The 26,124-nt window shown below is 35.2% G+C and carries 46 protein-coding genes, 1 tRNA gene and 1 pseudogene; 42 read left to right on the top strand and 6 right to left on the bottom strand.

From position 1 onward, the window contains the following. Positions 1–255 precede the first annotated feature (255 nt). From J2Z60_RS09030 to J2Z60_RS09015, 4 genes and pseudogenes are all read left to right on the top strand, one after another. A complete protein-coding gene (locus J2Z60_RS09030) occupies positions 256–1,155 on the top strand; it encodes an ROK family protein (protein WP_209687374.1) in 900 nt (299 codons plus the stop codon). Continuing rightward, positions 1,155–2,036 (top strand): AraC family transcriptional regulator, encoded by an 882-nt coding sequence (locus J2Z60_RS09025; protein WP_209687373.1) that lies wholly within the window; start codon positions 1,155–1,157, stop codon positions 2,034–2,036. The genes J2Z60_RS09030 and J2Z60_RS09025 overlap by 1 nt, the downstream gene beginning before the upstream one ends. Before the next feature lie 94 nt (positions 2,037–2,130). Then, positions 2,131–3,033: an alpha/beta hydrolase gene (locus J2Z60_RS09020; protein ID WP_209687372.1), complete on the top strand. Its 903-nt coding sequence runs from the start codon at positions 2,131–2,133 to the stop codon at positions 3,031–3,033. A gap of 14 nt (positions 3,034–3,047) precedes the next feature. Further along, positions 3,048–4,016: pseudogene (locus tag J2Z60_RS09015) on the top strand (MFS transporter); the annotation flags it as partial. A 94-nt stretch (positions 4,017–4,110) separates the two neighbouring features. Here the strand turns inward: J2Z60_RS09015 and J2Z60_RS09010 are convergent. Then, positions 4,111–5,250: a tyrosine-type recombinase/integrase gene (locus tag J2Z60_RS09010; RefSeq protein WP_209687370.1), complete on the bottom strand. Its 1,140-nt coding sequence runs from the start codon at positions 5,248–5,250 to the stop codon at positions 4,111–4,113. A gap of 130 nt (positions 5,251–5,380) precedes the next feature. Between J2Z60_RS09010 and J2Z60_RS09005 the strand changes: the two genes are divergently transcribed. After that, positions 5,381–6,025 (top strand): hypothetical protein, encoded by a 645-nt coding sequence (locus J2Z60_RS09005; RefSeq protein WP_209687369.1) that lies wholly within the window; start codon positions 5,381–5,383, stop codon positions 6,023–6,025. Here J2Z60_RS09005 and J2Z60_RS09000 read toward each other — a convergent pair. Next, positions 6,022–6,177, bottom strand: coding sequence for a hypothetical protein (locus tag J2Z60_RS09000; RefSeq protein WP_209687368.1), 156 nt, complete (start codon positions 6,175–6,177; stop codon positions 6,022–6,024). The genes J2Z60_RS09005 and J2Z60_RS09000 overlap by 4 nt on opposite strands. A 90-nt stretch (positions 6,178–6,267) precedes the next feature. Here J2Z60_RS09000 and J2Z60_RS08995 point away from each other — a divergent pair, with 90 nt between their 5' ends. Next, positions 6,268–6,513 carry a hypothetical protein gene (locus J2Z60_RS08995; protein ID WP_209687367.1) on the top strand — a complete coding sequence of 82 codons (246 nt, stop codon included), beginning with the start codon at positions 6,268–6,270 and terminating at the stop codon, positions 6,511–6,513. 382 nt (positions 6,514–6,895) lie between these two features. Here the strand turns inward: J2Z60_RS08995 and J2Z60_RS08990 are convergent, their stop codons facing one another. The 3 genes from J2Z60_RS08990 to J2Z60_RS08980 form a co-directional block, all read right to left on the bottom strand. Beyond that, the gene (locus tag J2Z60_RS08990) at positions 6,896–7,510 is read right to left on the bottom strand and encodes a hypothetical protein (RefSeq protein WP_209687366.1); all 615 of its coding nucleotides are present in this window, start codon (positions 7,508–7,510) and stop codon (positions 6,896–6,898) included. A 270-nt stretch (positions 7,511–7,780) separates the two neighbouring features. Then, a complete protein-coding gene (locus J2Z60_RS08985; RefSeq protein WP_209687365.1) occupies positions 7,781–8,191 on the bottom strand; it encodes an ImmA/IrrE family metallo-endopeptidase in 411 nt (136 codons plus the stop codon). A 13-nt stretch (positions 8,192–8,204) separates the two neighbouring features. After that, on the bottom strand, positions 8,205–8,552 hold the full coding sequence (locus J2Z60_RS08980) for a helix-turn-helix domain-containing protein (protein ID WP_209687364.1): 348 nt from the start codon (positions 8,550–8,552) through the stop codon (positions 8,205–8,207). A gap of 239 nt (positions 8,553–8,791) precedes the next feature. Here J2Z60_RS08980 and J2Z60_RS08975 point away from each other — a divergent pair, with 239 nt between their 5' ends. After that, positions 8,792–9,001, top strand: a complete 210-nt coding sequence (locus J2Z60_RS08975) for a helix-turn-helix domain-containing protein (protein ID WP_209687363.1) — start codon at positions 8,792–8,794, stop codon at positions 8,999–9,001. A 4-nt stretch (positions 9,002–9,005) separates the two neighbouring features. After that, the gene (locus tag J2Z60_RS08970; protein ID WP_209687362.1) at positions 9,006–9,821 is read left to right on the top strand and encodes a phage antirepressor; all 816 of its coding nucleotides are present in this window, start codon (positions 9,006–9,008) and stop codon (positions 9,819–9,821) included. Between the two features lie 84 nt (positions 9,822–9,905). Here J2Z60_RS08970 and J2Z60_RS08965 read toward each other — a convergent pair whose 3' ends face one another. After that, the gene (locus tag J2Z60_RS08965; protein ID WP_209687361.1) at positions 9,906–10,457 is read right to left on the bottom strand and encodes a hypothetical protein; all 552 of its coding nucleotides are present in this window, start codon (positions 10,455–10,457) and stop codon (positions 9,906–9,908) included. Positions 10,458–10,518: 61 nt separating this feature from the next. Here J2Z60_RS08965 and J2Z60_RS08960 point away from each other — a divergent pair, with 61 nt between their 5' ends. The 34 genes from J2Z60_RS08960 to J2Z60_RS08805 all read left to right on the top strand — a co-directional run bounded on the left by J2Z60_RS08960 (position 10,519) and on the right by J2Z60_RS08805 (position 26,059). Continuing rightward, positions 10,519–10,809: a helix-turn-helix domain-containing protein gene (locus tag J2Z60_RS08960; protein ID WP_209687360.1), complete on the top strand. Its 291-nt coding sequence runs from the start codon at positions 10,519–10,521 to the stop codon at positions 10,807–10,809. Further along, positions 10,778–10,987 carry a hypothetical protein gene (locus tag J2Z60_RS08955; RefSeq protein ID WP_209687359.1) on the top strand — a complete coding sequence of 70 codons (210 nt, stop codon included), beginning with the start codon at positions 10,778–10,780 and terminating at the stop codon, positions 10,985–10,987. Before J2Z60_RS08960 ends, J2Z60_RS08955 begins: the two co-directional genes overlap by 32 nt. A 14-nt stretch (positions 10,988–11,001) precedes the next feature. After that, a complete protein-coding gene (locus tag J2Z60_RS08950; RefSeq protein ID WP_209687358.1) occupies positions 11,002–11,217 on the top strand; it encodes a hypothetical protein in 216 nt (71 codons plus the stop codon). Positions 11,218–11,237: 20 nt separating this feature from the next. Beyond that, on the top strand, positions 11,238–11,558 hold the full coding sequence (locus J2Z60_RS08945) for a hypothetical protein (protein WP_209687357.1): 321 nt from the start codon (positions 11,238–11,240) through the stop codon (positions 11,556–11,558). Next, positions 11,558–11,692 (top strand): hypothetical protein, encoded by a 135-nt coding sequence (locus tag J2Z60_RS11015; protein ID WP_281063423.1) that lies wholly within the window; start codon positions 11,558–11,560, stop codon positions 11,690–11,692. Before J2Z60_RS08945 ends, J2Z60_RS11015 begins: the two co-directional genes overlap by 1 nt. 51 nt (positions 11,693–11,743) lie before the next feature. After that, positions 11,744–12,592, top strand: coding sequence for a DUF1351 domain-containing protein (locus J2Z60_RS08940; RefSeq protein ID WP_209687356.1), 849 nt, complete (start codon positions 11,744–11,746; stop codon positions 12,590–12,592). 5 nt (positions 12,593–12,597) lie between these two features. Next, entirely contained in the window at positions 12,598–13,419 is an 822-nt protein-coding gene (locus tag J2Z60_RS08935; RefSeq protein WP_209687355.1) for an ERF family protein, read from the top strand. After that, the gene (locus J2Z60_RS08930; protein ID WP_209687354.1) at positions 13,397–14,392 is read left to right on the top strand and encodes a conserved phage C-terminal domain-containing protein; all 996 of its coding nucleotides are present in this window, start codon (positions 13,397–13,399) and stop codon (positions 14,390–14,392) included. Before J2Z60_RS08935 ends, J2Z60_RS08930 begins: the two co-directional genes overlap by 23 nt. A gap of 19 nt (positions 14,393–14,411) precedes the next feature. Next, positions 14,412–14,612, top strand: a complete 201-nt coding sequence (locus J2Z60_RS08925; RefSeq protein WP_209687353.1) for a hypothetical protein — start codon at positions 14,412–14,414, stop codon at positions 14,610–14,612. After that, positions 14,612–15,028 (top strand): helix-turn-helix domain-containing protein, encoded by a 417-nt coding sequence (locus tag J2Z60_RS08920; RefSeq protein ID WP_209687352.1) that lies wholly within the window; start codon positions 14,612–14,614, stop codon positions 15,026–15,028. The genes J2Z60_RS08925 and J2Z60_RS08920 overlap by 1 nt, the downstream gene beginning before the upstream one ends. A 17-nt stretch (positions 15,029–15,045) precedes the next feature. Then, positions 15,046–15,243 carry a hypothetical protein gene (locus J2Z60_RS08915; RefSeq protein WP_209687351.1) on the top strand — a complete coding sequence of 66 codons (198 nt, stop codon included), beginning with the start codon at positions 15,046–15,048 and terminating at the stop codon, positions 15,241–15,243. Between the two features lie 57 nt (positions 15,244–15,300). After that, on the top strand, positions 15,301–15,585 hold the full coding sequence (locus tag J2Z60_RS08910; RefSeq protein WP_209687350.1) for a hypothetical protein: 285 nt from the start codon (positions 15,301–15,303) through the stop codon (positions 15,583–15,585). Positions 15,586–15,603: 18 nt separating this feature from the next. Next, entirely contained in the window at positions 15,604–15,975 is a 372-nt protein-coding gene (locus tag J2Z60_RS08905) for a hypothetical protein (RefSeq protein ID WP_209687349.1), read from the top strand. A 13-nt stretch (positions 15,976–15,988) separates the two neighbouring features. Next, positions 15,989–16,360 carry a helix-turn-helix domain-containing protein gene (locus J2Z60_RS08900; protein WP_209687348.1) on the top strand — a complete coding sequence of 124 codons (372 nt, stop codon included), beginning with the start codon at positions 15,989–15,991 and terminating at the stop codon, positions 16,358–16,360. A 122-nt stretch (positions 16,361–16,482) separates the two neighbouring features. Continuing rightward, complete coding sequence (locus J2Z60_RS08895) at positions 16,483–16,980, top strand: hypothetical protein (protein ID WP_209687347.1); 498 nt, start codon at positions 16,483–16,485, stop codon at positions 16,978–16,980. 45 nt (positions 16,981–17,025) lie between these two features. Then, positions 17,026–17,490, top strand: a complete 465-nt coding sequence (locus J2Z60_RS08890; protein WP_209687346.1) for a RusA family crossover junction endodeoxyribonuclease — start codon at positions 17,026–17,028, stop codon at positions 17,488–17,490. Next, positions 17,483–17,686: a hypothetical protein gene (locus tag J2Z60_RS08885; RefSeq protein WP_209687345.1), complete on the top strand. Its 204-nt coding sequence runs from the start codon at positions 17,483–17,485 to the stop codon at positions 17,684–17,686. The genes J2Z60_RS08890 and J2Z60_RS08885 overlap by 8 nt, the downstream gene beginning before the upstream one ends. A gap of 13 nt (positions 17,687–17,699) precedes the next feature. After that, positions 17,700–18,146, top strand: coding sequence for an ArpU family phage packaging/lysis transcriptional regulator (locus tag J2Z60_RS08880; protein WP_209687344.1), 447 nt, complete (start codon positions 17,700–17,702; stop codon positions 18,144–18,146). Positions 18,147–18,758: 612 nt separating this feature from the next. After that, a tRNA-OTHER gene (locus tag J2Z60_RS08875) sits at positions 18,759–18,847 on the top strand. Between the two features lie 617 nt (positions 18,848–19,464). After that, positions 19,465–19,635, top strand: a complete 171-nt coding sequence (locus tag J2Z60_RS08870; protein ID WP_209687343.1) for a hypothetical protein — start codon at positions 19,465–19,467, stop codon at positions 19,633–19,635. Between the two features lie 223 nt (positions 19,636–19,858). Continuing rightward, on the top strand, positions 19,859–20,011 hold the full coding sequence (locus J2Z60_RS08865) for a hypothetical protein (protein ID WP_209687342.1): 153 nt from the start codon (positions 19,859–19,861) through the stop codon (positions 20,009–20,011). A gap of 148 nt (positions 20,012–20,159) precedes the next feature. Then, on the top strand, positions 20,160–20,378 hold the full coding sequence (locus tag J2Z60_RS08860) for a helix-turn-helix domain-containing protein (RefSeq protein ID WP_209687341.1): 219 nt from the start codon (positions 20,160–20,162) through the stop codon (positions 20,376–20,378). A gap of 20 nt (positions 20,379–20,398) precedes the next feature. After that, positions 20,399–20,845, top strand: a complete 447-nt coding sequence (locus J2Z60_RS08855) for an ASCH domain-containing protein (protein WP_209687340.1) — start codon at positions 20,399–20,401, stop codon at positions 20,843–20,845. 79 nt (positions 20,846–20,924) lie between these two features. Then, positions 20,925–21,593, top strand: coding sequence for a phosphoadenosine phosphosulfate reductase domain-containing protein (locus tag J2Z60_RS08850; protein WP_209687339.1), 669 nt, complete (start codon positions 20,925–20,927; stop codon positions 21,591–21,593). Further along, positions 21,593–21,970: a hypothetical protein gene (locus tag J2Z60_RS08845; protein WP_209687338.1), complete on the top strand. Its 378-nt coding sequence runs from the start codon at positions 21,593–21,595 to the stop codon at positions 21,968–21,970. The genes J2Z60_RS08850 and J2Z60_RS08845 overlap by 1 nt, the downstream gene beginning before the upstream one ends. 3 nt (positions 21,971–21,973) lie before the next feature. After that, positions 21,974–22,672 (top strand): ParB N-terminal domain-containing protein, encoded by a 699-nt coding sequence (locus J2Z60_RS08840; protein ID WP_209687337.1) that lies wholly within the window; start codon positions 21,974–21,976, stop codon positions 22,670–22,672. A gap of 14 nt (positions 22,673–22,686) precedes the next feature. Continuing rightward, on the top strand, positions 22,687–22,971 hold the full coding sequence (locus tag J2Z60_RS08835; protein ID WP_209687336.1) for a hypothetical protein: 285 nt from the start codon (positions 22,687–22,689) through the stop codon (positions 22,969–22,971). Between the two features lie 47 nt (positions 22,972–23,018). Further along, positions 23,019–23,897: a DNA adenine methylase gene (locus J2Z60_RS08830; protein WP_342590250.1), complete on the top strand. Its 879-nt coding sequence runs from the start codon at positions 23,019–23,021 to the stop codon at positions 23,895–23,897. Between the two features lie 122 nt (positions 23,898–24,019). After that, positions 24,020–24,232, top strand: a complete 213-nt coding sequence (locus tag J2Z60_RS08825) for a type II toxin-antitoxin system HicA family toxin (protein WP_209687335.1) — start codon at positions 24,020–24,022, stop codon at positions 24,230–24,232. Positions 24,233–24,303: 71 nt separating this feature from the next. Next, a complete protein-coding gene (locus tag J2Z60_RS08820) occupies positions 24,304–24,699 on the top strand; it encodes a type II toxin-antitoxin system HicB family antitoxin (RefSeq protein ID WP_209687334.1) in 396 nt (131 codons plus the stop codon). Between the two features lie 74 nt (positions 24,700–24,773). Beyond that, the gene (locus J2Z60_RS11010) at positions 24,774–24,899 is read left to right on the top strand and encodes a ParB N-terminal domain-containing protein (RefSeq protein WP_281063422.1); all 126 of its coding nucleotides are present in this window, start codon (positions 24,774–24,776) and stop codon (positions 24,897–24,899) included. 70 nt (positions 24,900–24,969) lie between these two features. Further along, the gene (locus J2Z60_RS08815) at positions 24,970–25,119 is read left to right on the top strand and encodes a hypothetical protein (protein WP_209687333.1); all 150 of its coding nucleotides are present in this window, start codon (positions 24,970–24,972) and stop codon (positions 25,117–25,119) included. A 191-nt stretch (positions 25,120–25,310) separates the two neighbouring features. Then, entirely contained in the window at positions 25,311–25,490 is a 180-nt protein-coding gene (locus J2Z60_RS08810) for a hypothetical protein (RefSeq protein ID WP_209687332.1), read from the top strand. Between the two features lie 89 nt (positions 25,491–25,579). Next, entirely contained in the window at positions 25,580–26,059 is a 480-nt protein-coding gene (locus tag J2Z60_RS08805; RefSeq protein ID WP_209687331.1) for a hypothetical protein, read from the top strand. The last annotated feature ends 65 nt before the right edge of the window (positions 26,060–26,124 follow it).

The following is a 26,124-nucleotide window of genomic DNA, read 5'->3' as shown; positions in this document are numbered from 1 at the left end:
GCTAGATAACAAGCGATAATGTAAAACAGTAGAATTTAAATGATAGCTTACAAAAAAACAATGGATGCTGTAGCTAAAACACAAGAGATGTTACTACAAGAACGTGAAAAAAAGAAGCATGGAATATTTTCTTGGTTTAGAAAATAAAAAGTGCTATTACGCCTAAAATATGTCAATATTTAGCTTGTTAGTTTATAAAAGTACCTCTAAAATATCAATGTAAGCGCATAATTTAGAAAGATGGAGAAGGAAATTATGAAGAATTATTTAGGAATTGACATCGGTGGTACAAATATTAAATATGCCTTGTTGGATCGGGCTGGTAACATTTTAGAGCAAGATAAAGTAAAAACAGCTCAAAATAAAGAAGATTTTTTAAATGAAATTGATAAAATTGTCGATAAATATCATAGTCAAATTAAAGGAATTGCATTTTGTGCTCCGGGTCGCATTGTCGATAGCACGATTTATTTAGGCGGAGCCTTACCATTTATTGATGGGATTAACTTAGGCAAGAGATATCAAGATCTTGACATTCCAGTAGCCGGGATTAACGATGGCAAGGCGAGCGTTCTAGCAGAGAATTGGTTAGGTAATTTGAAGGACTTAGACAATTGCGGAGCCTTAACCCTGGGGACAGGTGTTGGCGGCGGCTTAATAGTAAACGGTAAGTTAGTAGCTGGCGAGCATGCTCAAGCTGGTGAGATTAGTTTTATGCGGGTTGATCCTAACCAAGATGACTTTAATGGTTATGCTGGTACAATTGGTTCAGCTGTAGGAATGATTAGTCGAGTTAATCAAGCTGTTGGTAATCAAGATCTTCAAGATGGTTTAGCGGCCTTTAAGGCAATTGAGTCTGGTAATCAAAAAGCCCAGGACATTTTTAAAAATTATTGTCAAAATATCGCAGGCATTATCTTTAATATTCAGTCAGTAATTGATTTAGAAAAGATTGCTATTGGTGGCGGAATTAGCGCTCAACCAATTGTAATAGAAGAGATAAACAATCAATATCAAAAATTAATCCATAGTCATGAATTAATTACTAAGACTTTAATACCAGTAAAAATAGTTGCTGCTAAATTTAAGAATGATGCTAATATTTATGGTGCCTTATATAATTTGCTGCTTAAAATTAATCAGGAAGCATTGTAATGACACGAAATAGTCATGAAATTGTAAAAACTACAGATCCTCTGCCAATCTGGTTGCACATTTTTGAAAATAGTACTACTCAAGAGTATATTGCGCCACATTGGCACCGTGGAATTGAATTGAGTTTTACACAATATGGTCAAATAGATGACTTTGTTATTGGAAAATGTCATTATACTACCGATTCAGGACAGCTTTTGGTAGTAAATAGCCAAGAAATTCATTCTATTGCCACACAGAGTAGGTTGGGAGAGCGTGCAATATCAATAATTTTTCCTTATGAATATGTCTATAAGTATTATCCTGACATAGAGCATGAGTTAATTGAAATAAATGAGTATGACAAACTGAACTCTAAGCAAAGATTAGCCTATGCCAAGATGCAGGGATTGCTTACTCAGATAATAACAATTTATGAAACAGATTCTAAGTTAAAAAATTTAGCCTTAGTGCAATTAGTAGATCAAGTGTTATTTTTGCTGCTAGAATATTTTAGTATTAAGCAGCAAGATAGTCATCGCACCTCTCCTAAGAAAGTTTATATTATTAATCGTCTGCAATTTATTACCCAATACGTTAATAGTAATTATCAAGAGAGGATATCTTTAGATGATATAGCTCAAAAATGCAACATTTCAAAGGAATATTTAGCTCGCTTTTTTAAGCAAGAGATGGGAATAACCGTTGAAACTTATATTAATAATGTACGTGCTCAAAATGCACGCCAAGATTTATTGGGTCAAGTGGGCAACTTAACAACAATTGCCTTGCATAATGGTTTTTCAGGCATTCGGACAATGAATCGTGCTTTTAATAATTTATATGGGATAACAGCTTCTGATTTTAAGCGGAAATTAAATAAAACAAATTTAGACAAATAAATTGGCTAACTGGCGCCAGTTTTTAGCTAAGATGTCACTTTTTGTGGCATCTTTTTTTGCATATAATGTAAGCGAATACAGAAAGGAAGAAAAAATGATGAAGCAAGAAGTCATAGATTTAGTTAGTGACATTAGAATAAATTGGAAGAAAAATGATGATAAGCGTGACTCAGGCTTGCCAACAGAAATTCCTGAAGTTCAAAGATATAATGATTTGCAATATGGTCCTGATGAAAAGTGGAATTTGCTTGATCTTTATGTACCGAAGAATGTTGAAGGCAAGATTCCAGTAATTATTAATATTCATGGTGGTGGCTTCGTTTATGGAACCAAGGAAACCTACCAATTCTACGGTTTAGGGATGGCTAAACGTGGCTTTGCCTTTGTAAATCCTAACTATAAGTTAGCACCAGAAGTTGAATACCCTGGAGAACTTGACCAAGTAGTTGACTATATCAAGTGGGTTGATGAGCATGCTGATGAATATAATTTAGATCGAAACAATGTCTTCTTAATTGGTGACTCAGCGGGCGGTCAAATGGCTGAACAGTATACAGCTATTTTGACTAATCCAGCTTATCGCAAGGAAATGGGCTATGACTTATCAAACTTAAAATTTAGAGCAGTTGCATTAAATAGCCCAGCAACTTTTATTACAGATGTAGAAAATGGCTTAATGACAGGTGCCCCGGCTGCTTACTTTAACGAAAATATCCAAAATGATCCTCAAAAAATGAAGCAACTGCACGTTGAAGAATATATTACAGCTGATTTCTTACCAACATTTATTACTACTGCTAATCGAGACTTTATTCATGATTGTTCGATTCGTTTAGATGGCTTTTTAAGAGCGAAGGGAATTGAAGTTATCTGCAAATCATTTGGCGATGAAGAACACCCTGAACCTCACGTATTCTTGATTAATCAAAAAGATGAATTAGCAAGTCAGGCTAATGACGAAGAGGCAGAGTTCTTTAGAAGACATATGGATAAATAATGTGAGGTAAAATGATGAAAGAGAAACAAATTCAAGATCACATTATCTTTAAGGTATCGCTGCTGTCAATTTCTCTATTCTTGATGATGGCCCCAGCAATTTCGCCAGCGCTGCCGCTGATGTATCATGCCTTTCCTGGTGTTGACAAGGCTGGAGTAGAAACTTTGTCTACTATTCCTAACATCGGTATAGTTATTGGGTTGTTAATTAGTCCATTCTTAATTAAATTTATTGGTGAGAAGGCAACTATTATCTTAGGATTAATAGTGACGCTTTTAGCCGGGACCTTCCCAATGTATAATTCAGTCTACAGTTTAGTCTTGATTTCAAGATTTTTAATTGGTGCAGGAATTGGTTTATTTAATTCATTAGCTGTTAGCTTAATTCCGCAATTTTATTCAAAAAATGAAGATGAGCTAGCAACGATGATTGGCTTTCAAAATGTAATGGGTGGGTTAGGTGCTGCCATTGCATCATTCCTAATCAGTTATTTGATTACCTTATCATGGCATGCAGCCTTTGCAATTTACTTCTTAGTTATTCCAGTCTTAATTTTGTTTACTTTATTCGTGCCACTTCATAAAGATCCTAAGCAAGTTAAGTCATCTGAAAGTAGTCATAACAAGCAGACCAAACAACATATTAATGGCAAAGTAGTTTTAATTTCAATATTAATGTTCCTAATCTTTTTGTTCTATATGCCAGTTTCTTTCAAATTGCCAACCTTTGTAGTTCAAGAAAGATTGGGTAATATCAGTGAACTTTCACTTTTAACTGGTATTTTGAATTTAGTAAGTATTCCTATTGGTGCTTCGTTCGGTTTCTTCTTTAAGAAGTTGCATGACAAGATTTTTCCAATTGGTTTTGGAGTTGTAGCAATTGGGTTAGCAGTTATTTGTTTTAGTCCCAGCTTTGCAGTTTTAGCAGTAGGTAATTTAGTCTTGGGAGTTGGCTTTGGCTTAGCTGTGCCATATATGTACAACGGCTAGGTTAGGATATATTTTTGATAAATGCTTATATATCAATTGTTTTAATGGACTTAATGCTTAAAAATTCGAAAAAAGTTTGAAAAGAAATTTATAAGTCCATTTTTTTGAGTGCTTCAAGTATTCTTTGCGACTCTTCTGCGGTTTTGTGTGTATAGTGATTAGTCATTGATATACTATCATGACCCATCGAAAATTGCACGTCCAGGTCTTTGACATTACTACTGTTTCTCATGATGGTAGCAAATGTATGCCTAAAGCCGTGTGGGGTTATTACTTTTAATGTTGGATTATTCCTATATATAACTTTTAGCCAGTCAGATGGATATCCTTTAGACAGAGCATGGTATCTAATGTGGAATACTAAATCAGTCTTATCAGTTTGAGTAATAGCTTTATATTTTTTTAATTCTTTGGTAACACTAGTAGATATAACGACTTTTCGTGTGGAATTAGGGGTTTTCGTACCATTTTTAGTTATCTGTTTATTATTTTTATCAATTGTTCTTGTCTTAGTGATTGATATAGTTTGATTTTCAAAATCAACATCTGACCACGTTAAAGCATTAGCTTCTCCCTTACGCATACCAGTTGTTGCTATTAGATAAAAATATACATACGACCTGTAGCTATAACTTTTTGCCGCTTCTAAAAATTCTTTTAGTTCTGACAATGTGTAAAAATTATCTTTCGTATCTTTACCTTTTTTGCCTTTTTTAGGAATCAGGGCATAAAACATAGGGTTATCTTGTGGCAGACAATACTTCTTTATAATTCCATATTTATAAATTCTGTTAAAAACAGCGATAATAGCTTTATAGTTTACTATACTATCTGCCAGTTCGTTTACCCATTGCTGAAAAGCACTTGATTCTATTTGGTCAATGTACATATCGCCTAATGCAGGTTTGATGTGCAATTCATAATTCCTAGTAGTTACATGATAAGTTCCGCCAGTAACACTCTTTTCATAATATTTTACCCACTCTTGATAGACTTCATCAACCGTCTTTTGCTTTGAAGCAGCATAGTTATGACCTACACCATCTGCGCGAACTTTATCATATGCTACTTTAGCTTCATTGTACGTCTTAAATGTTCCAGATTTAAAAACGCGCTGTTTTTTTCTCGTTCCGGGTACAGCAACAGAGCCGACGTAAGTATTAAATTTATACCGCTTTTCACCGCTTTTAAGGGTGACAACTTTGATATTTTTATCTCTTTTTGGCATTTTAAATACTCCTTGATATAATACAACTACGGAACATCCGTATGAAGCTAAATTTATAGATTTTTTTGCGTCTACCATTTCAAGGTAGGCGTTTTTTTCTTGGTACAATAAAAGTCTAGGGGGGATTAAAATGTATAAAGTTTTTATTGAAATGTTCTCGGTACTACTTACTGTTGGTGGAGTAGGTATGATTAACTATATAATTGCAGAACAATTAGATGCGGTTGATACTACCCAGCAAGGAAGTAGCAGAGAGAAAGCATTAGCTATTATATTTTCAATGTTAGATTTAGTACTCTACTTAGCTGTTGAAAGTATGCTAAAGTTATGGCTAAGCGGGTCATTACTAACCTTAGTGACAATGTTAGTAACAATTTTGGGTTCTGTATTATTTACAGTAGTTTTTGCCAAGAAGATAAATAATATATTCTACAAAATGATTAATAAAATTCGTGGCAATACTGGTCAAAGCTTCAGGAGCTCTAAAACTGTTTGGCAAGATGTTTTTGATCTTCACGGGCACAAATATCAGCGTGTATTCTTATATGACTTTGACCATAAGCCACAGGGTTTTGGGTGGAGAAGAGGCATTTCGAATGACAAATACAGTAAGTATTCAATTACAATTCAGCCTGGATTTGATGACGTTCAACCGCAGTATGACGACCTGATAAAAGAAATACAAACCGAGGAGTTTCAAGATAAATACGATGTTCTGCAATTTTGTAATTTTGAGCAGAAATTTATTGCTATAGTTGCAACTCTAAAAGACTAGTTGTCTTTTAGGTCATTCTTTGCTTCTTCTTTTTTAGCTTTCATCTTGTTCTTCTTTGCAACGTTTCTAGGAACTGGAATGCTCCAATCAAAGCTGTCATTACGCAACACTGTTTTTGGCTTTTCTTCCATATTTTTGTTTTTATCATTCATATTAATGTATCCTTTCTGCACCTTTCGGGGTGCTTTTTTATTTAGTTGCCGGAACTCTGGTATAATGAGAGCAGAAAGTAGGTGGGTATTTTGTATCAAAAATTAGTAATATTTTTTACAAAAGAAGACGGAAAGAATAAGTATCTTACAGCTTCAAATATGTCAATAATTGACTTAGGTGAAGAAAGAGTAAATAATAATCCACTGTTTGAAGCAATTTTAGGGTATAAACCTCACAACTTGTATGCATTGATAGATGGAGTAGAATTTGAAATTATTAAACACCCCAAAGACACAATTGAAAGAGTTAAGAAAATTGAAAGCCGGTATTCTTAGAAATGTAATCTTCTAGTACTTTTGATGCGACTTGTGAAATAAAAGTAAAAGTTGCTAATACTATTACTAAGCTTATTACTAAAATTAATGATGCAAGCTAATAGTAGCAATAAATAGTGAGATTATTTTTATAAATCAGTCGAAATCGACGGGTTTAAAACACGAACAATGCAAATCTATAAAAATGTTCTACTATCTATTAAAGCTATTGATATGATTACCTATAGTAGATCAGTTTGAAAGTGGGTAATTAAAGTGAAAGAGTTCTTACATAATATTTTTCAAAAATTGGCTGATAAAACTGGTAATACTTCTGAGTCAAAAACAGCTATGAAAGAGTACAGACCGGATGAAATTAATCGTCAATTAATACTTAATACAATTAATGATGTTCTTTCTTACTCTTCAGAAAAAGAGGTGGACGCCATTCAATTAGTTTATATTCCTCGTTTTGAAGAAAATTTTCGGGAGATAACAATTGAAAATCCTGTATATGCTCGCCACGAGGAAAAGTAAATTTAATTCTAGCCTGTTGGTTTTCAAGAACCGCATTGGGCGGTAAGCACAAATGAATATTCAATGTTCCGTTAGAAATTACTTGTTGAGGGAATATATAGTTTTCAAATTCTTTAAAACGGACAGTTTGTGCAGGTATATTTAGATTATCTGCATATTTTATGTAAGCATAGTTTAAGTGAAATCTGTCTGGTAGGGTCGGCATCCATCTGTGTTCCTTGGGGAGCCAGTAGGTAACCTTTTCAATAGTTCCATCTTTATTGCCAATATTGCTAATGACAATATTCAGTGATAAGTGAGGTCCGCCAAAACGGTTACTACATACTTCTTCGGGAATATTTAAGCAAGGATAATCTTCTTGTGTTTTAAACTTAAATATAGGTTTATTATTTTTTACCTCTTTTAAATGCAGTATTAACTCGCCTATACTTAAAATTGCTCCCGTCCATGCAGCACCAGCATTAATTACATTCCAATCCATAATTAATTCCTTCCTAGCACCCTCAGGGGTGCTTTTTCTATTTGGTCCACTTTTTGATTACATTGCTTTGATTATTCCTAATTAAAAATTTCGCAAAAAAAAGCCCTCTATCCAATAATTTGAATAGAGGGTAAGGGACCAAGTCCCACGTCATAATTGTAAAAAGGAACTAAATTCCCAGTACCATTATTATGACGCATTTACGTTTCGCATTCAAACTATTTGGATATATAAAGACGCATTAACTCATTTATTCAAAGGCGTGTCGGACTAAATTAGTTCACGTTTCACATATTTTGATAATTCAAGCTTAACCTTATGATAATTTTTAGTACCTAAAAACTGGGCTAGATTTACATAGTTAGAACTTAAAACATCATTGCCTAATGCTACGTATTCTTTAACTTTTTCTTTAATCATAAAATCATCTGCATTATTTTCACATAATAAACGGGTTAGGTAATTATTTTTATAATTTCCTATTACCTTACTATCGTTTATGGCATGTCCGATTTCGTGTAATATGACTCTTTCGATTTGTTCATCCGTAGCATCTTGATTAATTAAAATTACATCAGGGTAATTATCAGGAGTATGAATAATGTAACCTTCATTGTCTAAGTCATCATATCTTGGTACTAGATTGTGCTTCTTTAGCATCTGCTTAATTTTGCTATCCACACTTAACACCTCTCTAGTCGGCAAATAATGCTTTTAAAATGTTACGAGCTTTTTCACGGTCGTGGTCAGTCATGGGCTTACCATTAAAGGCACGCGCATTGTCTAACATATTGTCTAAGTCAGTTGAAGTTACTGATGGTTTAGACGCAGGGGAAGGGTCGTCGGTACGTCCTAAAAGATAATCTGTAGAAGTTTTAAAATAATCTGCCACTTTTGTTAATTTATCTGATGACGGGCTGGACTTCTTCCATTTATATAAATAATTTTTACTTAAGCCTAACTCAGCTTCTACATCAACAATTGATTTTCCATGACGTTCAGCAAGTTTTTTTATACGATCAAATACAGTGTTATCAACCATTTTCATCATCTTTCTAAAAATCTACCAAAAAAAGTAGATTTTTATATTGACATCTACCACATTTGGCAATATACTTATTCGTGTAAGTTAACAAATGAGCTAATCATTAAGCTTTCAAAAAGCGATAATTAGCAAACTAAAACTAATAGTATTAGTTAATTAGTTAGCTTATTTAATATACCCATAGTCTACCACCAAAGGTAGATGTAAACAATATTTTTTAGAAAAAAGGTGAAAAGATGGGAAGTTTAACTTATCCAGAAAAGGTAAAAATCCAATTGATGAGAAATAAATCAGTTGGACTAAAACCTACAACTCAGAAAGACATAGCTAAAAAATTCCAACTTAGCGAACCATATGTGTCTGACATCATTAAAGGTGCCAAGACTGGCCCTAATGCTAAAAAATGGATTAAAAAATTTAATAGCTATTTAGGAATGGAGGACTAACAAAATGAACAACTTACAATTATTCAATTTCGAGGGTAACCAAGTTAGAACTGTTTTGATTGATGAAACACCTTACTTCGTTGGTAAAGATGTGGCAACGATCTTAGATTACAAGCTACCTACGAAAGCAATTCAAGATCATGTAGATAACGAAGACAAAAGAAGTGAGATTGTGAAAGCTTCACAAATTTTCCAAAACGGAAAAGGTTTTATAAATGTTGACTTAATCACTGAATCAGGCGTTTACTCATTAATCTTTGGTAGCAAAATGCCAAACGCCAAAAAGTTCAAGCACTGGGTTACAAGCGAGGTCCTACCATCAATCAGAAAGCATGGAGCTTATCTCACAACCAAGAAGGCTGAAGAGATACTTTTAAACCCAGACACAATTATTAACCTAGCTAAACAAGTAAAAGAAGAACGTGCTAAGCGTCAAGCACTTGAAAATGAAAATAGGAACTTAGCCGGTCAGCTTGAAGAAGCTAATAAGAAGGTTGGATATTTAGACATAATCTTGAATACTCCAGACGCTTTAACCATCACTCAAATTGCTGCCGACTACGGTATGAGTGCTAAGAAGCTGAACAAGTTACTACATGAGTATAGAGTGCAGCGTAAGGTAAGTGACCAATGGATTTTGTACAAGGTTTACATGGGTAAGGGTTACACAGTAAGTAAGACAATCCAATTCCCAGATAGAGAAGGTAAGCTACATACAAAATTACAAACCAAGTGGACGCAAAAAGGCCGCAAGCTTATCTACGATGTACTGAAAGAGAATGGAATTTTGCCATTAATTGAACGTGATGATGTGGCTTAGAGAAGGAAAGAAATGATTAAGATAGCTACTTTAATCATAAATATTCTCACTATGCTTTTAGCAATCGGAATATTTGGAATGAGTTTACATATTTATCTCGAAAAGCGTAGAACGTTTAAAGATTGGAAAGATAAGAAAACGGACACCAATAAAAACCCTTCTTGTAAAGACAAGCTCGACAGATGATGGCTTTTTATCAAGATAGAATTTTAGGTCTTTAGAGGTTCCGGAACTCACTAAAAATGGAATAACAGTAGGTTTCGATTCTGGGTGCAATTTTATTGGCTTTATTTTATAAGGATTCATACCAGTAAAATAAGCTACATCATTACGATGTTCTTCATCATATTTGCGAGCTTTTTCAGTTCGTAAAGCATCATCGTATTTTTCTGGATTGAAATCCAATATTGGAATTTTATTATTGGCGTTATCTCTAAAAATAACCTCTTTAACTTTAATTACTGTTGAGGTTCCATTCATGAAGCTAAAAGTAATACGGAAATGACCACGATCTTCCTCTAAGACAAAGGTATCTACATCAAAGTAGCCTTTATTAAAAGCAAGTGTAAATACATAAGTTGCAATCATAAAGATAAAAGTTATCACTCCAATTCCAAAGTTAATTTTATCAAGCATAGCATCACCACCATATCTACAGACTAATCAAATTTTAACACTGAGAGGGAAAGAAATAATTATGACAGCAGCAGAGCAGGCAGGCGACTTGATACAAGAAGCTTTTAAGCTTATTTATCAAGACGCAGAAGAAAGAGCACCAGCAATGAAAAATCCAATGTACGGCTGGTACAACGCAACAAATGCAGCAAAATACATTGGAGTTAATAGAAGCACTTTTTACAAATGGCGCAAAAAGTATGACATACCGTTTGCAATGGTTGACGGTGTCATTAGATATGGACAAAAAGATTTAGACAAATTTATGGAGGATCACAAACATGTTATCAAAAAATCAAACCACAAAGGTTGAAGAAAAAGACTCAATTTTACTTGCAAATTCATTTGGACAAAGTCCAAGCGAGCGCTTGAAGAGAGCTAAACAGCAACAAGCCGCAATTGAAGAAGCACAACATCAACAAGATTTGAGAGCCATCGGCTGGGGGCTGGTTGGCTTGATGATCGGTGTGTTACTAGGCTTAGCACTTTAGGGAGGTGATGCAAAATGCGTACAAATAGTTTTGATCCAAAGAAGACTATCGACTATCTGAACCAGCTAGCTTACAAGATTCAGCGTGGCGAAGTTGAAGACATCCTTATCTCTTACGTAGATAAGGAAGGCACGGTAAGCGGTGCTGTACAAGCTAGACCTACACCATTCTTGATGATGCTTTCGGTTATGAGCGAAAAGTATGAAAAGAAGACAGAAAGGAATAACTAATTGAAAGGGGATTATAACAAATGGGCAATGTTGCAAGATTAGACGCTGAAATGCAAGCACAAAAGGATTTTATCAAAGGATCATTAGCTGATGACTTGAAGGTAGTTTATGACGGTCAAGAGTACGTTTCTATTGGCGTAGGCGGTGACTTCGTGACTGACTACGATTTCATCCTATATGACTTACTCAAAAAAGGCGATGTGGACATGTTAGACGAGTTTATTCAGGAATTAAGCGAAGTCTGCTATAAAGATGGTCAAAAAAACGAACAAGTATCTAGTATAGATGACTTTTGTAGTGATTATGTCTATGGAAGTTACGAAACAATGGAGAACGAATAATGTCGCAAGATACCCAAGATAATTTAATTAAAGCATCAAACGCCTTAGATGTAGGCGTGATGGTCCTAGAAGGGTTTGAAGAAATAAAAAAGAGCCTTAGCACTGGAATTGCTAAGACTCAATCAAAAAATTAATTCAAATACAAAATCTGTACTTAGTATAGCAGATTTTGTGGGAGGCTAACTATGAAGAATGAACTAATTAAATTTGATAGTGGAGATTTTCTGCTTGAATTCCAACCCAGTGAAGTAAAATTCCCAGGTTATGACGATTTAGAAAAGAAGATTGATGAAATTGCTGATAGATTCAGCAATATCGTTGTAACTCCTGAAAGCTACAGCTCACTTAAAAAGTCTAGAGCTGAAATTAATCGCCTTGCTAAGGAACTAGATCAAGGCCGTAAGGCGGTTGCTGGTAAAGCAAATAAATCTACTTCGGATTTTGAAAACCAGGTTATGGAGCTTGCTAAGAAGCTTAAAGCTACTGCTAAAGCTCTAAGTGATGGAATTAAAGAACTTGATACCAAAGCAATTAAAGAAAGACACGCTTTAAATGTTAAGCGACTAAGTAAGATTGCTGAAGGTTACGGTGTTGACTTCGGCAAGATTGCCTATAACCCAAGTTGGGACAATAAAACAGCTCGTTGGACTTCAATTGAGATTGAAGCTCGTCGCTTAATTGAAATTGCTGCCAAAGAGAAACAACAACAAGAACAAAATATCCACATTGTTGAAGAAAATGCCAAGTCATTAGGCTTGCTACCTGATTTTTACATTCTAGATTTAGAAAAATACGGTCTAGAAGCAACTTTAAAACGCATGAATGTAGAACATGGCTTTTTATCCGAAAACGCTTTAGAAGCTGAAAATGAAGCTCCTAAATTAGAGCGAAAAGGCAACAACTTAATTAATCCTAAAACTGGAGAAATTTTTGCAGGCTTAAACCTGAAGCTTGATACATTCTTGACGCAAGAACAGGCACAAAAGCTAGGCAAGTTTTTAAAGTGTGAAAATATTGAGTTTAAGAGAGTGTAAAAATTATGGAATTTCAAGGGAATGATATAGCCTCATGGGCTAAGCATTTTATACAAGTAAAAGCGGCGATTAAACAACCGAAGAAAAATCATAAAGTTGAAGTCTATTCAAAAAGAACTGGTAAGACATTCAGCTATTCTTACGCCGATTTATCAGACGTTGATAAGGCAATCATGGACGCTATTAGGTCAACAATGGAGGACGGAGTAGCTACACTAAGCTATATTTTCAACGTTGCACAAGACAAAATCTCTGTTTCTGTTTCGACTGGCATCATCGACATTACAGGCACAATAGGGACAACGCCAGTAATTACCTTCCCAGTTAACGCAGCAGATCCGCAATCAGCAGCAAGTGTCATGACATACGCCAAAAGATATTCTCTTTCAGCGGCATTTGGTATAGCTAGTGAAGATGATGATGATGTACAAAGTGCACTTGCTAATAGTTACCAACCACGAGTCTTAACTAAAGCCGAACTTGAAAATTATACGGTCCAATACGGCATTGACCCTAAAGCTAATTTAATGGACTTATACCAAGAAGCAGCTGAAGGTATAAAAGAAGCTCGTGATTGGCTAAAGCAGCCGCATGATCCACAAACAGCACAAGCAATTCATCAAATTGCTGACATCTATAAGAAAAAGAAGCAGCAAGAAGAACAAGCCGCCAAAGAAGCTGAGTTAAAGAAACAAAAAGAAATCGAAAAGCAAGAAGCACTTAAACAGGTGCGACAAGCAGAGCAACAAGAAAAAAGCGTAAAGCAAGAAAGCTTTTTAGATGAGATGTTTGGAGTAAAAGACAATGGCTCGAAGAAGGATGTTTAGTCAACTGGTAGTTGATACTGATAATTTTATGGATTTACCTGCAACCGCTAAGGTCTTGTATTTTTACTTAAATATGCACGCCGATGATGACGGGTTTCTAAGTAATCCTAAAACTATTAAGCGCATGATTAACGCTAGTGATGATGATTTAAAAATATTAATAGCTAAAGGATATATCTTGACATTTGATGATGGAGCTATAGTTATCAGACACTGGCGTATCCATAATTCCATTAGGAAAGATAGATACAGCGAAACAGTATTCCAGGAAGATAAAGCACAGTTGATTATTGATAGTAATGGACAATATCAATTAGCGAAAGATGTTATATCTGCTAAAAATATTGAAGAGGATAGGCATAAAACGTCAGAGAAAGGCATAGATAGTAAGCAGGTTGACCAACGGTATACCAATGGTCAACCAGTGGTTGCCAAACGGTTACCTCAGGTTAGGTTAGGTAAGGTTAGGTTAAGTAAGGATAAAGATATATATGTCGAGTCTAACGACTCCGACGCCACCCGCCCTAAAACTAAAAAAGAAAAAATACCTTACAAAAAAATTATTGAGTATTTGAATGATAAGGCTAATCGTAGCTTTAACCCAAATACTAAAGCTTATCGTAACTTAATTAGAGCTAGATGGAATGATCGAACAGATATTAATGGGCATAAGTTAACACCTGATGAAAAGCTGGCGCAGTTTAAGCAAGTGATAGATAACAAGGTGGCTGAGTGGGCTGGTGATGAAAAGATGGTCAATTTTTTAAGACCTAACACCTTGTTTGCTGCTAGTCACTTTGATGATTACTTACAGCCTCCAGTTACTGTGCAGAATGCTAATCAAAGGCAACAGCGGAATACGTTGACGACTGGTGTGGACTGGGACAGCTACCACCCCGAAAGTGAAAGAAGTGCCCCTAAAATGTCGCAGGAAGAAATCAATGCGATTTTTAGGAAGTACGGTAAAGATTAGGTTTGAGAAGTAGATAAAAATGAGAAGTAACTTTCAAAAAGCAAAAATTAAGATGTTTTTCTTCTTCATGCCTACTGATAAAAGCATTGAAGATGAAGTTAATAAATGTATTGAAGATAAGGACGTTATCGATATTAAATTTACAAATAGCGACAACAGACGATGCTTTACAGTGATGGTGATTTACAATGCTTTAAAGGAATTTATGGAGGAAAACTAATGAAAAACAGAATTAAGGAACTAAGAGAGAATTCCGGGTTATCTCAGCTAGAATTAGCAGAAGAACTGAATATAGACCAAGCAGAATTTTCAGCTTATGAAGGCAATTTTATCCGCGAGTTCCAGCTTAAAGATATACAAAAGATTGCGCGATTCTTTAGTGTATCTGTCCCTTACTTGTTAGGTTTTAGAGATTTGCCGCAGTCAGAAATAAAGCAAAATACGTGTAACTTCTGTCATGTCTTTGGCGGCATGCAGCATACTATAGGCGCCGTACGTTACAATGACGACTCGGAATTAACCATCTTGCTGAGGGATAAGGATTTAAGAGTTGAATTTAATCTGACCAATATGACAGATATAGATGTAGCATTTGAAATTGAGTACTGTCCAATGTGTGGGAGAAAACTGAACTAAAAAGGGAGTAGCAAAAAATGATTGATATTAGGCTAGAAAATGGCGCTTGTGTGCTTGCTGAAGTCTGTGCGGTAGATTTGCTACCCAAGTTAATCAAAACCAGCGACAACGGCGATTACTGGATTGTGGAAAGCATGAGGACAGGTACTGTAATTCACGTGCTAGATCCAGAAAAAAGCATTGTGGAGGTGCTGAAATTTGAAAGAATTGATTGAATTAACGGTCTTCTTTGGTCTGCTAGTGTGGGTCATTTGGGCTGTAGGAGGTTTGTAATGAGTGGTTTTACCGGAAAAATGCTTGATGATTTAAGAAGCATGCTGAGAGTAGTCGATCACAAAATTGACGCTTATTTTGAAAGGACTGAAGCAAGTAAATCAATCGTGATTTTTTACTTTGGTGAAACAAGCATTATAACCATACTTACGCTTTACATTGGGTGTAATGGTCGAATCTATGGACAACCTACGGAGTTTCTGGGTGAGGATAATGTCCCACCTGAAATTACTAATCAGGTGGATGAAGTAGTAAGCGAATGGACAAAGAAATTTAAGATTTAACGGAGAAGAAAACAAAAAATGAACAACACACAAGAATTTAAGGACGTATATGACGCAGTTTTCAATTGGTATTACAACAAAGAAACTAAAAAAATTGAGCCCCCGATGCTAAGATTATCTATTCCAAGTTATGTAAGAGATAGACTGGATTGGATTACAGAAGAAGCAATGGTAAATCCAGCACTATCTTTTAAAGGAATGGTCATGATGATGCTGAATACTCATGCTCCTGAGAAAAAATTAAAAGAAGAATGGGAATTCGGTGCAAACTCCGATTATATGCCTATGAGTCAAGAATATAAAGATTGGATAAGTGACCCGATTTTGCATGATTTTAGAGAAATGTTTATTACTACCGCACTTATCTATGGCTATAAAGATAGAGATTAGGAGACGGTAAAAGATGGCTAACAGAATAAAAGAATTAAGAAAGCAAAAAGGTTATACGCTTAATGATGTAGCAAACAATTTAAAAGTTACGCCTATGACAATTTCACGTTACGAAAACGGCAAACGTGAGCCAAAACTTGAAACCTGGCAAAAACTAGCTAACTTTTTTGGTGTGTCTGTACCTTACTTACAAGGTTGTGATTATTGTGATTTTGGTTCAAACAATCGTGCTACCTTAGTTGCTAGAGGGCGAGATGAATTTACATTTGTATATGTTGGCAACGATAAGGCAATCCACATCCGCAACAATCGAAAGCTAAACATAGCGACAGACCAAACGATTAATTATTGTCCTATGTGCGGAAGAAAATTGAGTCAAAAATAGGAGGTATTATGGCAAAGGGGTTATGTCAATCCGAGCAAAGAAGATGTAGCTTTATTTAGCTACTACATGAGTTGGTTAGACCTTTAATAATAAGCAAAGCACAAGTAATGATGGGGGCAAAAATGAAGTTAAAATATCCAACAGAGCGTAAATCAATGCTTATCACAAGTCAGGGCTTAAAGCTCTACTGCGACTTGGATACGCAAGCAGTTAGTCGACGCCTTCAAGCAGGTAAGACATTAAAAGTTACAGACTTGGAGGACGTAGGAATTTGGTTTATAAAGCGTTTTGAATTAAAAGACATAAAAAGTATCATTCCTAAAGTAAAGAGGGTTAAAAGGGCTGATAACAAGCTTAGCGACAAAATGCTGAAAGAGCTTAACCTATACACTGAAATTGGGCAAGTACTTAGACAAAAAATTAACGAGCGCAATTTATCTATCACATGTGTGGCGGATTATCTGCAACGCAAAATCACCACAGTATATAGACATCAAAATGGTCAAGGGCTTACTTTTAGAACTCTAGAAAAATACGCCACTCTATTTGAGAGTAGCGTTGATGATTTAGTAAGCGAAGCACAAATTTTAGCAAATAAAAAGAGCCAAGCAACAGCTTAGCTCGGTAAAACAACAACTAAGTATAGCATAAAAGGAAGGAAGTTAATGGCAGAACTTAAATCTTTTACATTTATAGTACCTGGGAAGCCACAAGGTAAAGAAAGACCAAGGTCAGGACGTAATGGGCACTTTTATACACCTAAAAAGAGTCATATGTATGAGGACTTAGTAAGATACAACGCGAAGGAAGAGTACAGCAAGGTATATGAGAATACGCGCCCCTTAGAATGTGCTGTAAGCGTAGATATAGTGGCTGTGTATGAAATACCTAAAAGTTACCCAAAAAAGCGTAAAGAAGCTTGTATGAGTGGTCAGGAGCTACCAACTAAAAAGCCTGATAGTGATAATATCATTAAGTCCATACTTGACGGAATGAACCCCAAAAAGAAGCACAAATTAATGCTAATAGAAGGAATTTATAAAGATGATAGTCAAGTCACCGCATGTTCATTAAAAAAAGAGTACGGGGCTAATCCTGAGGTTAGAGTGAGGGTTAGCTGGTATGATTAAGGAAGATTTGCAAAAAGAATTAATTTTAGAACTTGAAAAGGGCGGCTACAGCCAATTAGCTGGTCTTGCCAAGTGGAACCCAAACCTCGTTACAGAAATTATTTGCTTATATGATGATCCGATGAAAAAAGTCATGAGTCACTTGAATTATGAGTACTACATGCAGATAAAGACAAGAGTAGATAAAAAATTGTAAGCGAGGGATAAGCGTGGAACTACTGAGAGAAATTGACGAAAAAGAAACTTGCAAAAATGTGCGTAAATTGCTGAAAAAGGATTTAAAAAGATTGCAATTTATGGCAGGTGTAAAGCTAGTTAATTTGTCGAGTCCCACGCTTGACCAAGCTGGTGGTAGTCATACTAACACGGGTAATCACAATGAAGATAAAGTAATAAATGGAATTGATGTAAGCATAGAAATTGATGCTATTGTAAAAACCGTGCAAGGAATACCAGAACCTTATAGGACTGTTTTAGTAGATAGGTACTTCACAGAAAAAGGCTACCGCGAAAGAATAAGCCGATCACGATACGAACAAAATGTATATTATAAACGGCTACATGCTGCAGAGATTGCCTTCGCTGACCTTTTTGAGTACTGGCAGAGAAAATTACATTGCTCCAAGATTATAGACTTGCATGTTTATAAAGACTAATAAAAGTCAAGGGGCAAAAGCAAAAAAATAAATGTTGTCGCATTTATTTATTATGCCTATCATTGTGAATGTGGTTGAGGAAAGCAGAAAAACGCAACTTTTGAGTAAATATGTGGTAATTAGTTGGTAAGCTTTTAAAGTAAAAAGGGTGTAAATTGGTATCGTGAGGTTTTAAAGATAAAGCTTCACAGATTCACTAAGGAATGCACATCTTATATTTTTATTTTCATTTTTTACTCCGAGTTGCCACGAGCGAACCTTTAAGGCAGGAGCTCCATAGGTTGGTTCGATTCCAGCTGTGGCAATTGCCTACTTTACCCAGAAAGCAGGCAAAAAAACACGCACGAAGAAAATAATAAATTTAGTCTTTTTTTACAACTTAACTTGGCACGCTTGCTTGTGCATTAGGTACTCGCGCAACCGAGGTTGGACTCCTCGGCAAGTTTTAGCCTAGTATGTGAGTTGTGCTAGGCGTTAAAAAGTAAAAGCGATGACCCTGAAATGGACGGTCTAGAATGCGGAAACATTCAACTACCTCGGCTGTATATTTCAGGAGAGCGAGCCAGCGGTAGGTTAAATTAATGGGTCATTATATATATTGCTGGCTTTTATGGTGTCGTACCCAAGTGGTTGAAGGGGCAAAGCTCTTGTTTACCTTGTTAATTCGACCAACATAAAGAGTTCGAATCTCTTCGGCACCGATTGTCTGGTTAGTTAGTGGTTGCTGCGGACGCGCCCATTCTCAGAGAGATGGTCAACGAACGAAAGCCTAACGCAAGTCGGCTCCCTAACTGTAAAAGCGTTGCTGTGCAGAAGCGGCTTCCCAGTTTTGCACGTATAGTGTAATTAGTTAGCACATCACCGCCGTTGAAGCTGTGATAGGCTGGGAGCATAACCCGGTGCGTGCATTGCCTGCAATGCGGGCGAACAATTTTCATTTAAAAACTTCTATAAATATTTTTTACTTGATAAATCTATCCATCATATTAAGCGGCAAGAAGCCACATTCTCGGTGCAAGTCTGAGAGCCGCTTTAGGTAGCCATAAGGCTACCATTTCTTTCATTATTTGAAGCAAGTTCTTTTTTTGACTCGTTTTGGGTTAACTAATTACGTCTTTTTGACAGGAGGCAGGAACGCAATTGGCTTTGGCGGTTCAATTCCGCCGCGTTCCTTTATTTATAAATATACTAGCTAGCTTAACAGCTAGCTTTTTATTTGTGAAAAAATGTTGTTTGGCCACGGTGAGTAAAGTTCATTTAAGGTTGGTAAATCAACATTTTGAGTTTGTGAAATTTTAAAGAAATGAGGGCATAAATTATGCGGCTTTTATTAATAGCTTTAGCGATTATTTTCATCATTCTGAAGATATTGAATATTATTGCCTGGTCGTGGTGGTTAGTTTTACTACCTGTATTTATTTATATAGCTATATGGCTATTGGCAGTTATTGTAGTGGCTATTCTTGATTGGCTAGGATACGGCGAATGAAGCGATTAGATGATATTGGCTTAGTAAGCTGCAACTATGAAGCTTGGCTTATTCATAAGCTGAATAAAGAAATGAAAAAGAAAAAACACGAGAAGTAGTGATATAGCTCTAGGCGTGTCTAAAAAATAGTCTATAAATTTAAAATTTTTCTTCTTATTCTCTTTACATATAAACGATATCGTACTATAATATATATGTAATCTGAAGGAAGGAGGTAAAAGGTATGTCAAAGAGAAGTAAAAAGAAAAAGCTTACTCATGATGAAGTATCCGAAAAGATTGCAAAGTATGCAATGATCGGAACTTGGAGTTACCCAGCAACTGAGTTGGTTAAGCAAGTTGGTAAGATACTCCAAGAAATCATCAAACATAAGTAAGCTTTAAAGAGAGAAGTCAACAGGCTTCCCTCTTTGACATATCTAATTATACCATGACACACAAAGAAAAAATGAATCGTTATTTTGCACTTACTGTACTGGCAATTGTGTTAGGGACATTAATTAAAGCTATAGGGAGTGCGTTATAATGATAAATCTTAATAGTCCGGATATTATGGACGCAAAACAAGCCTCAAAAATTTGGGGTCATGCTGAAAATTATGTAAGACGTATTTATATGGCTAATCCTGAAAAGTTCCCAGAAGGTTCAATTAGAAAATTTGGAAAACAGTGGGTAGTTACCACGCAAGCGATGGAAGCTATCACAGGAAAAAAAGACCCTAGAAAAATAACTAAAAAGACTTAGAGTTTATTAGAGGTATAGTTATGAAAGCATTATCTATTAGAGGGGACTATATTCGTGATATTATCGAAGGTAGAAAAACCATTGAATATCGTACATGGCAAACTAAGTATCGTGGTCCCGTTTTATTATGTTCAACCACTAAAAAGGTTGATGGTGGCTTACCTGGGTATGCAATTGCCGTAGCAAATTTAACTGATATAAATTGGAACGGATTTAATGAATGCTACTATTGGCATTTAGCACCGTTTGAAAAAGGCGGAAGTTATCTCATTGAACCAATTAAGGTAAAGGGACAGTTGAGGCTTTTTAATGTAACTGATGAATTAATTAAGCCTGCACCATTTATTAAAGTAGATCATGATAATCCAAAATTTGAAAAATGGTGGCAAAATAAAGTAGAACCCCTTGTATATCATTCAAAGAAACGCCGAAAAGCAACGACTTTTAGAAAGTTTAGAATTAGATGATGGTATAACCATATATTTATAAAGTACTGTAAGCATACAGTGCTTTTTTATTTTTCATGAAGAAAGAGAGAAAAGAAGCATGAGCTTACTAGATGCAATTAAAACACAAAGTCAAATTACAGATAGTGTGATTGTCTCTTTTTCTATGGGTAAAGATAGCATAGTAACACTTGATTTATGTATGAGATATTTTAAGCATGTAGGAGCGTTTTTCATGTATCTGGTACCTGGCTTAGAGTTTCAAGAAAACACGCTGAAAAAGTACGAAAAATACTATGGTATTGAAATTCTGAGAGTACCTCACTTTGAAAACTCTAATTTTTATCGTTATGGCTCTTTTAGAGATCCAGATTTTACAGTACCCCTAGTAAAAATTAATGATATTTATGCTTATGTTCGTAAACAAACAGGAGTTGAATGGATTGCTGGCGGTGAGAAAATTGCCGACTCTATTGTTAGATTATCAATGTTAAAACATTCTGGTTCAGTTGACGTTAAAAGACGGCGGTTTTATCCAGTTATGTACTGGCACGATAAAGAGATTAAAGAATATATCAAGTATCATAGATTACTATATCCAGAGTTTAATAGAAAGCTTGGTTTTAGCTTTCATAGTTTAGCTGGTAAAGAACTAGCAGCAATTAAAGATATATATCCTAAGGATTATCAAAGAATTTTAAAATTTTTTCCTGAAGCGCAAGCTGGTGTCTTACAGTATGAAATGAATAAGAAAAGTGGTGAAAAATAATGGCTAGTTGGATAGAAACACCGCCAGGCGTTAAACAACCAGAAACAACTACCTGGGCTAGAATTCATAAAAGAAGTGTTCGTGAATGGGAAGCTAAGTATGAGAAACATGTAGCAGAGGAAGAACGCCGATGGCGAGAAGATGGTAATTATCGTCGTGATATAAAGAATGAACGATTGCGTGAAAATGCGGCAGAAGTTCCAAGAATTAATAGATTTAGGGCTAGAATTAACCGTAGAGGCGGACTGGTTATATACGGTAAGCGTAGATTACTTAAAAAAGCTAAAATGCCTTCAATCCGCTATTTGAGTAGATCAGAAATAAATCAAGTTAGGTCTAGAGTTAAAAAAGCAAGTACTGGAAGGAGTGGAAATTAAAAGATGTCTAAACCGTTGCAACAGTTCAAGTATGGAACTGTAAAACGTAGTGAAATTAAATTCGCTGATTATAATCCTAGAGTAATTGACGAAAGTAATCAAAAGAAATTAGTTAAAGCTATCCGCGAAAATGGTTTGATTGAACCGCTGGTATGGAATAAGCGTACAGGAGTACTAGTTGGTGGACATCAACGTTTAACCGCTGCTGATAAAATTTATCGTAAAAAAGATTACGATGTTCCAGTGGCAATTATTGACGTAGACGAAAAGACAGAAAAGAAGCTTAATGTACAACTCAATAATCCAAGCATGCAAGGTGATTGGGACTTAAACGAGCTGGCTAATCTTGCACAAGATGTTAGCTTTGAAGATATGGGCTTCACTAAATCTGATATTGACTTTATGTATGATGGCGAAATTGATTTTAATGGTAATCTTAACGATGACCCCCAAGATAAGAAAAACACTAAGTATGATGAAGAAGTTGAAGATGAAAAAGATCGTTTAGCTGGTTTAGCTGAGTTTGCTGCTGCTAAAAATTCGTTTAGGCGCAATGAAAATGACTCAACAATCATAAATTTTTACACTAAAGTTGTTTTTCCAAGCAATGAAGCCAAAGAAGAATTTTATAGAAAAGCTAATATTCCAGCCAATGAGGAATTTATTACGTTTGAACAAGTTAAAAGATACTTTGAAAAGTAAGGAGGTAAGTCAAAATGGTTGGTTCTAGACAAATGAATATGTTTAGTCTTAGCAAAATAGATAATTATCGAAGTAATCATAAGTCAGTCCCTAGAAGACTTCAAGGGAGTGGCGCTGGTGATAAGCGTATACAACGTATGATTAACCGTACTTATGGACGTCAAACTATGATGTTAAATAAAAATAGCTTGGATCGTACTGCAAAAAATGTAGATAAAAATTATAAAGCTTTAAAGCGAGCCTTCAAGCGCCAAGGAATTAGAGTTACACGAAAAAGTTTTGGCTCAAGTGGAGGTTAGTATTTTATATACCCCAGTAACTTAATCTAAATGAGTTTAGAAAGTTGGTGAATTTTATCAAGCTTAAAGATAGGTGGATGAGAGGGCTGCCTTACGTTGGCAATAAAAACCAAAAAGCGGATCAAATCATTGATATATTGCCAGAGGGTAAAAGACTAATAGATGTTTTTGGCGGCGGTGGTTCAATCTCTTTGCATGCTATTAGCGCAGGTAAATGGGATGAAGTCATTTATAATGACATTAACACAAGTATTGTTAATCTTTTAAAAGCCCTGATTACTAATAATCCTAAAATTGATTTAAAACGTTTCGCAGTTCCAAACCGTGAGACGTTTTTTAGATATAAAAAGCAAGAAAAGATTAGCATAGAGCGAGAAATTGTGTTAACGTGCTGGTCTTTTTCTAATGATCGTTGTAGTTTCATTTTTGGGAAAAATAATGAATTTAAGATACTTATATCACAAGCACTAATGTATGGTAATACGGGAACGGAGTATGATTTTTTGTATGACAGATGTAAGTCATCAACGATAACTGAAACTTATCAAAAATATCACAAAGTTAAGAAAGAGATATTGGCTAAAGGCTTGCGATATAGCAGGAGATTGCAACGTTTAGAACAGTTTCAAGCTCTAGAACAACTAGAAAGGCTTAGCTTTAAGTCCTGCGATTATCGCAGTCTAAAGCTTAGCACAGATGATATAATTTACTTGGATCCACCATACATAGGAACTGGCAACCAATACGGTGGATTTAATCATGAAAGATTTCATAAATGGTATAGCTCATTACCCAATAGTGAAATTTATATCAGTGAATATACTCAATTGCCTAATACAGAGATAGTTGCAGATATGGGCGTTAAGCATTCGTTTACGGCTACAGGTAAAAGGAAGCATGAATTGCTTTTGAAAGTTATCAGCTAGAGTATATAAAAGTCCTACATTATGCTTATAGCTTCTAATTTTAAATTTTACTTCTTTCTTATTTACATTGTGTATTATTATGTGTATAATATATATGGAATAAAGAAAGGAGAAAAAAGGATATGCCGATTAAGCCCGAAAAAATGATTCACTATCTTTTAAAAGCTGGCTTTAAAGAAGTTCCTAAATCTGGCGGACATCGAAAATTTATTCATCCAGATGGAAGAATGACGGAAGTTCCAATGCATGGTAAAGAATTACGAAAACGTACAGAACAAAAAATCATTCAAGAAGCTCAGCTAAAATTTGATAGGCGTGGCAAGCTTATCTTATAAAGAAAATGAATCATTTATAAACAAACGAACTTTGTAGCTCGTTTGTTTGGCACATTCTTTTAAAACATCAAATGAATAAAGTCAAAAATCTTATATACCCAGTTGTTGTTACAGAGTGCAATGATGAATCAGGTCATTATTTCAGTGTAGTTTCTCCAAATATCAAGGGTATGGTAACTGATGGTGAAACTTTGCAGGAAGCTATGGTTCATGCGGAAGATGCAATTGCTACCATGATTGCTGATACTGAGTATCCTGAAGTACAAGATCCTAGAAAGTGGAAGCTTGAAAAAAATGATTTTATTATGTGGGTGCCTGTAAATATGAGTAAATGGTTAAATCAGCATCAAAAAACTGTCAGAAGAAATGTATCTATTCCAGAAAATTTAAATGATTGGGCTAAAAAAAATAAAATTAATGTTTCTAAAGTTGTAACCGATGCTTTACGTAGTATGCAAGAAGTATAATTATAAGATGTAAAAAATAGTTATTGCCAGTTGAAAAACTGGTTTTTTTATATGTTTGGGAGAATATCAAAAGCATGAAAGTTAAAGAAATGAACATTGAAGATGTGAAGCCGTATGAAAATAATCCGAGAGATAACGATGGAGCCGTTGACGCCGTAGCAAACAGCTGTAAAAATAAAATAACTAAAAATAATAATTGAAACCTCTAACAATTCACTTGATTTTGTACCTTTAAAGGTGTATTATAATAAGTGAAAGGAGGAAAATGGGATGCATGACCCAATCGACAGTATAGAAAAAGTGGCTGAATTGATTTTTTACACCGTGTCTACTGTGGTACTGGTAAAACAGACATGGTTCAGTAAAAAACAAAACAGCCACAAGAAGAAACGCAAAAAGCGAAAAAATCGCAAGCGTTGATTCTTTATAAGAGGTTAGCAATAACCTCTTATTGCTGTACATATTTTATCATGTATTTCGGTTAATTATGAAAAAAATAATTTCAATTTCTTTAATTGCACTTATGTGGATTAGTTTCTTTTTGGCTAATGAACTTTTAAATGGAATAGTAGCCCTGATAACCACACTATATTTAATTGGGGGGTTACGTAATGACTAAACTAACAGAAGCCCGCAAGCGAGCTAATGCTAAATGGAAACAAGCAAACAAAGATAAACAAAAAATTTATCAATATAGATCCAGCGCTAAAAAGTATATTAAAGAATATGCTGATAGAGATGAATTAATAGAATTAAAAAATATTATTGATGACAAATTGAACAATTTATAGATTTAACACACTACTTATACGTGGTGTGTTTTTATTTGCTAATATTTGACCCTTTAAAGCTTTTTTGACTAAGAAAGGTGGTGTTAGGCTTGGCAAATAAAAAAGCTGGTAAACCGACGAAAATCACGCCAGAAGTAATTAAGGGAATGAAGAATTATATGATTGCCGGCTTAACGCTTAAAGACGCTTGTGAATTGCTTGATATTGGTACAACAACATGGAGAGATTACGAGCGTAAAAACCCTGATATGCGTCGAAAAAGAAAAGGCTGGCAGGGTATGTTAAAAGCACGATCAAAAATGCTCATAGCAGATCAAATAATAAATCGTAAGGACGTTTCGACCGCAGTGTGGTATTTAGAGCGCGCAGACCGCTTAGAAGATAAGAATGCACGCAACGAGCTTACACGAGCACAAGCCAAAAAATACCGAATAGAAGCAGAACTAGCAGAAAAACAGAATTTACAAGTTGATAACGCAACAAATGCAACTGTCGCTAAGATGAAAGATTTAAGCCTAGAGGAGCTTAGAGCATTAGCGAAGATGGCACAAGGGAATGAAGACAAATGAATTTGACAGATAATGAAGCATTGGGAATTTCATTGTCAGCAAGAAATGAACTCATAAGACGAAGT

Origin of the sequence: Lactobacillus colini, assembly GCF_017874575.1 — a bacterium.
Taxonomy (GTDB): Bacteria; Bacillota; Bacilli; order Lactobacillales; family Lactobacillaceae; genus Lactobacillus; species Lactobacillus colini.
The sequence above is the reverse complement of the archived record's forward strand: the minus strand, read 5'-3'. Positions and strand labels throughout refer to the sequence as shown.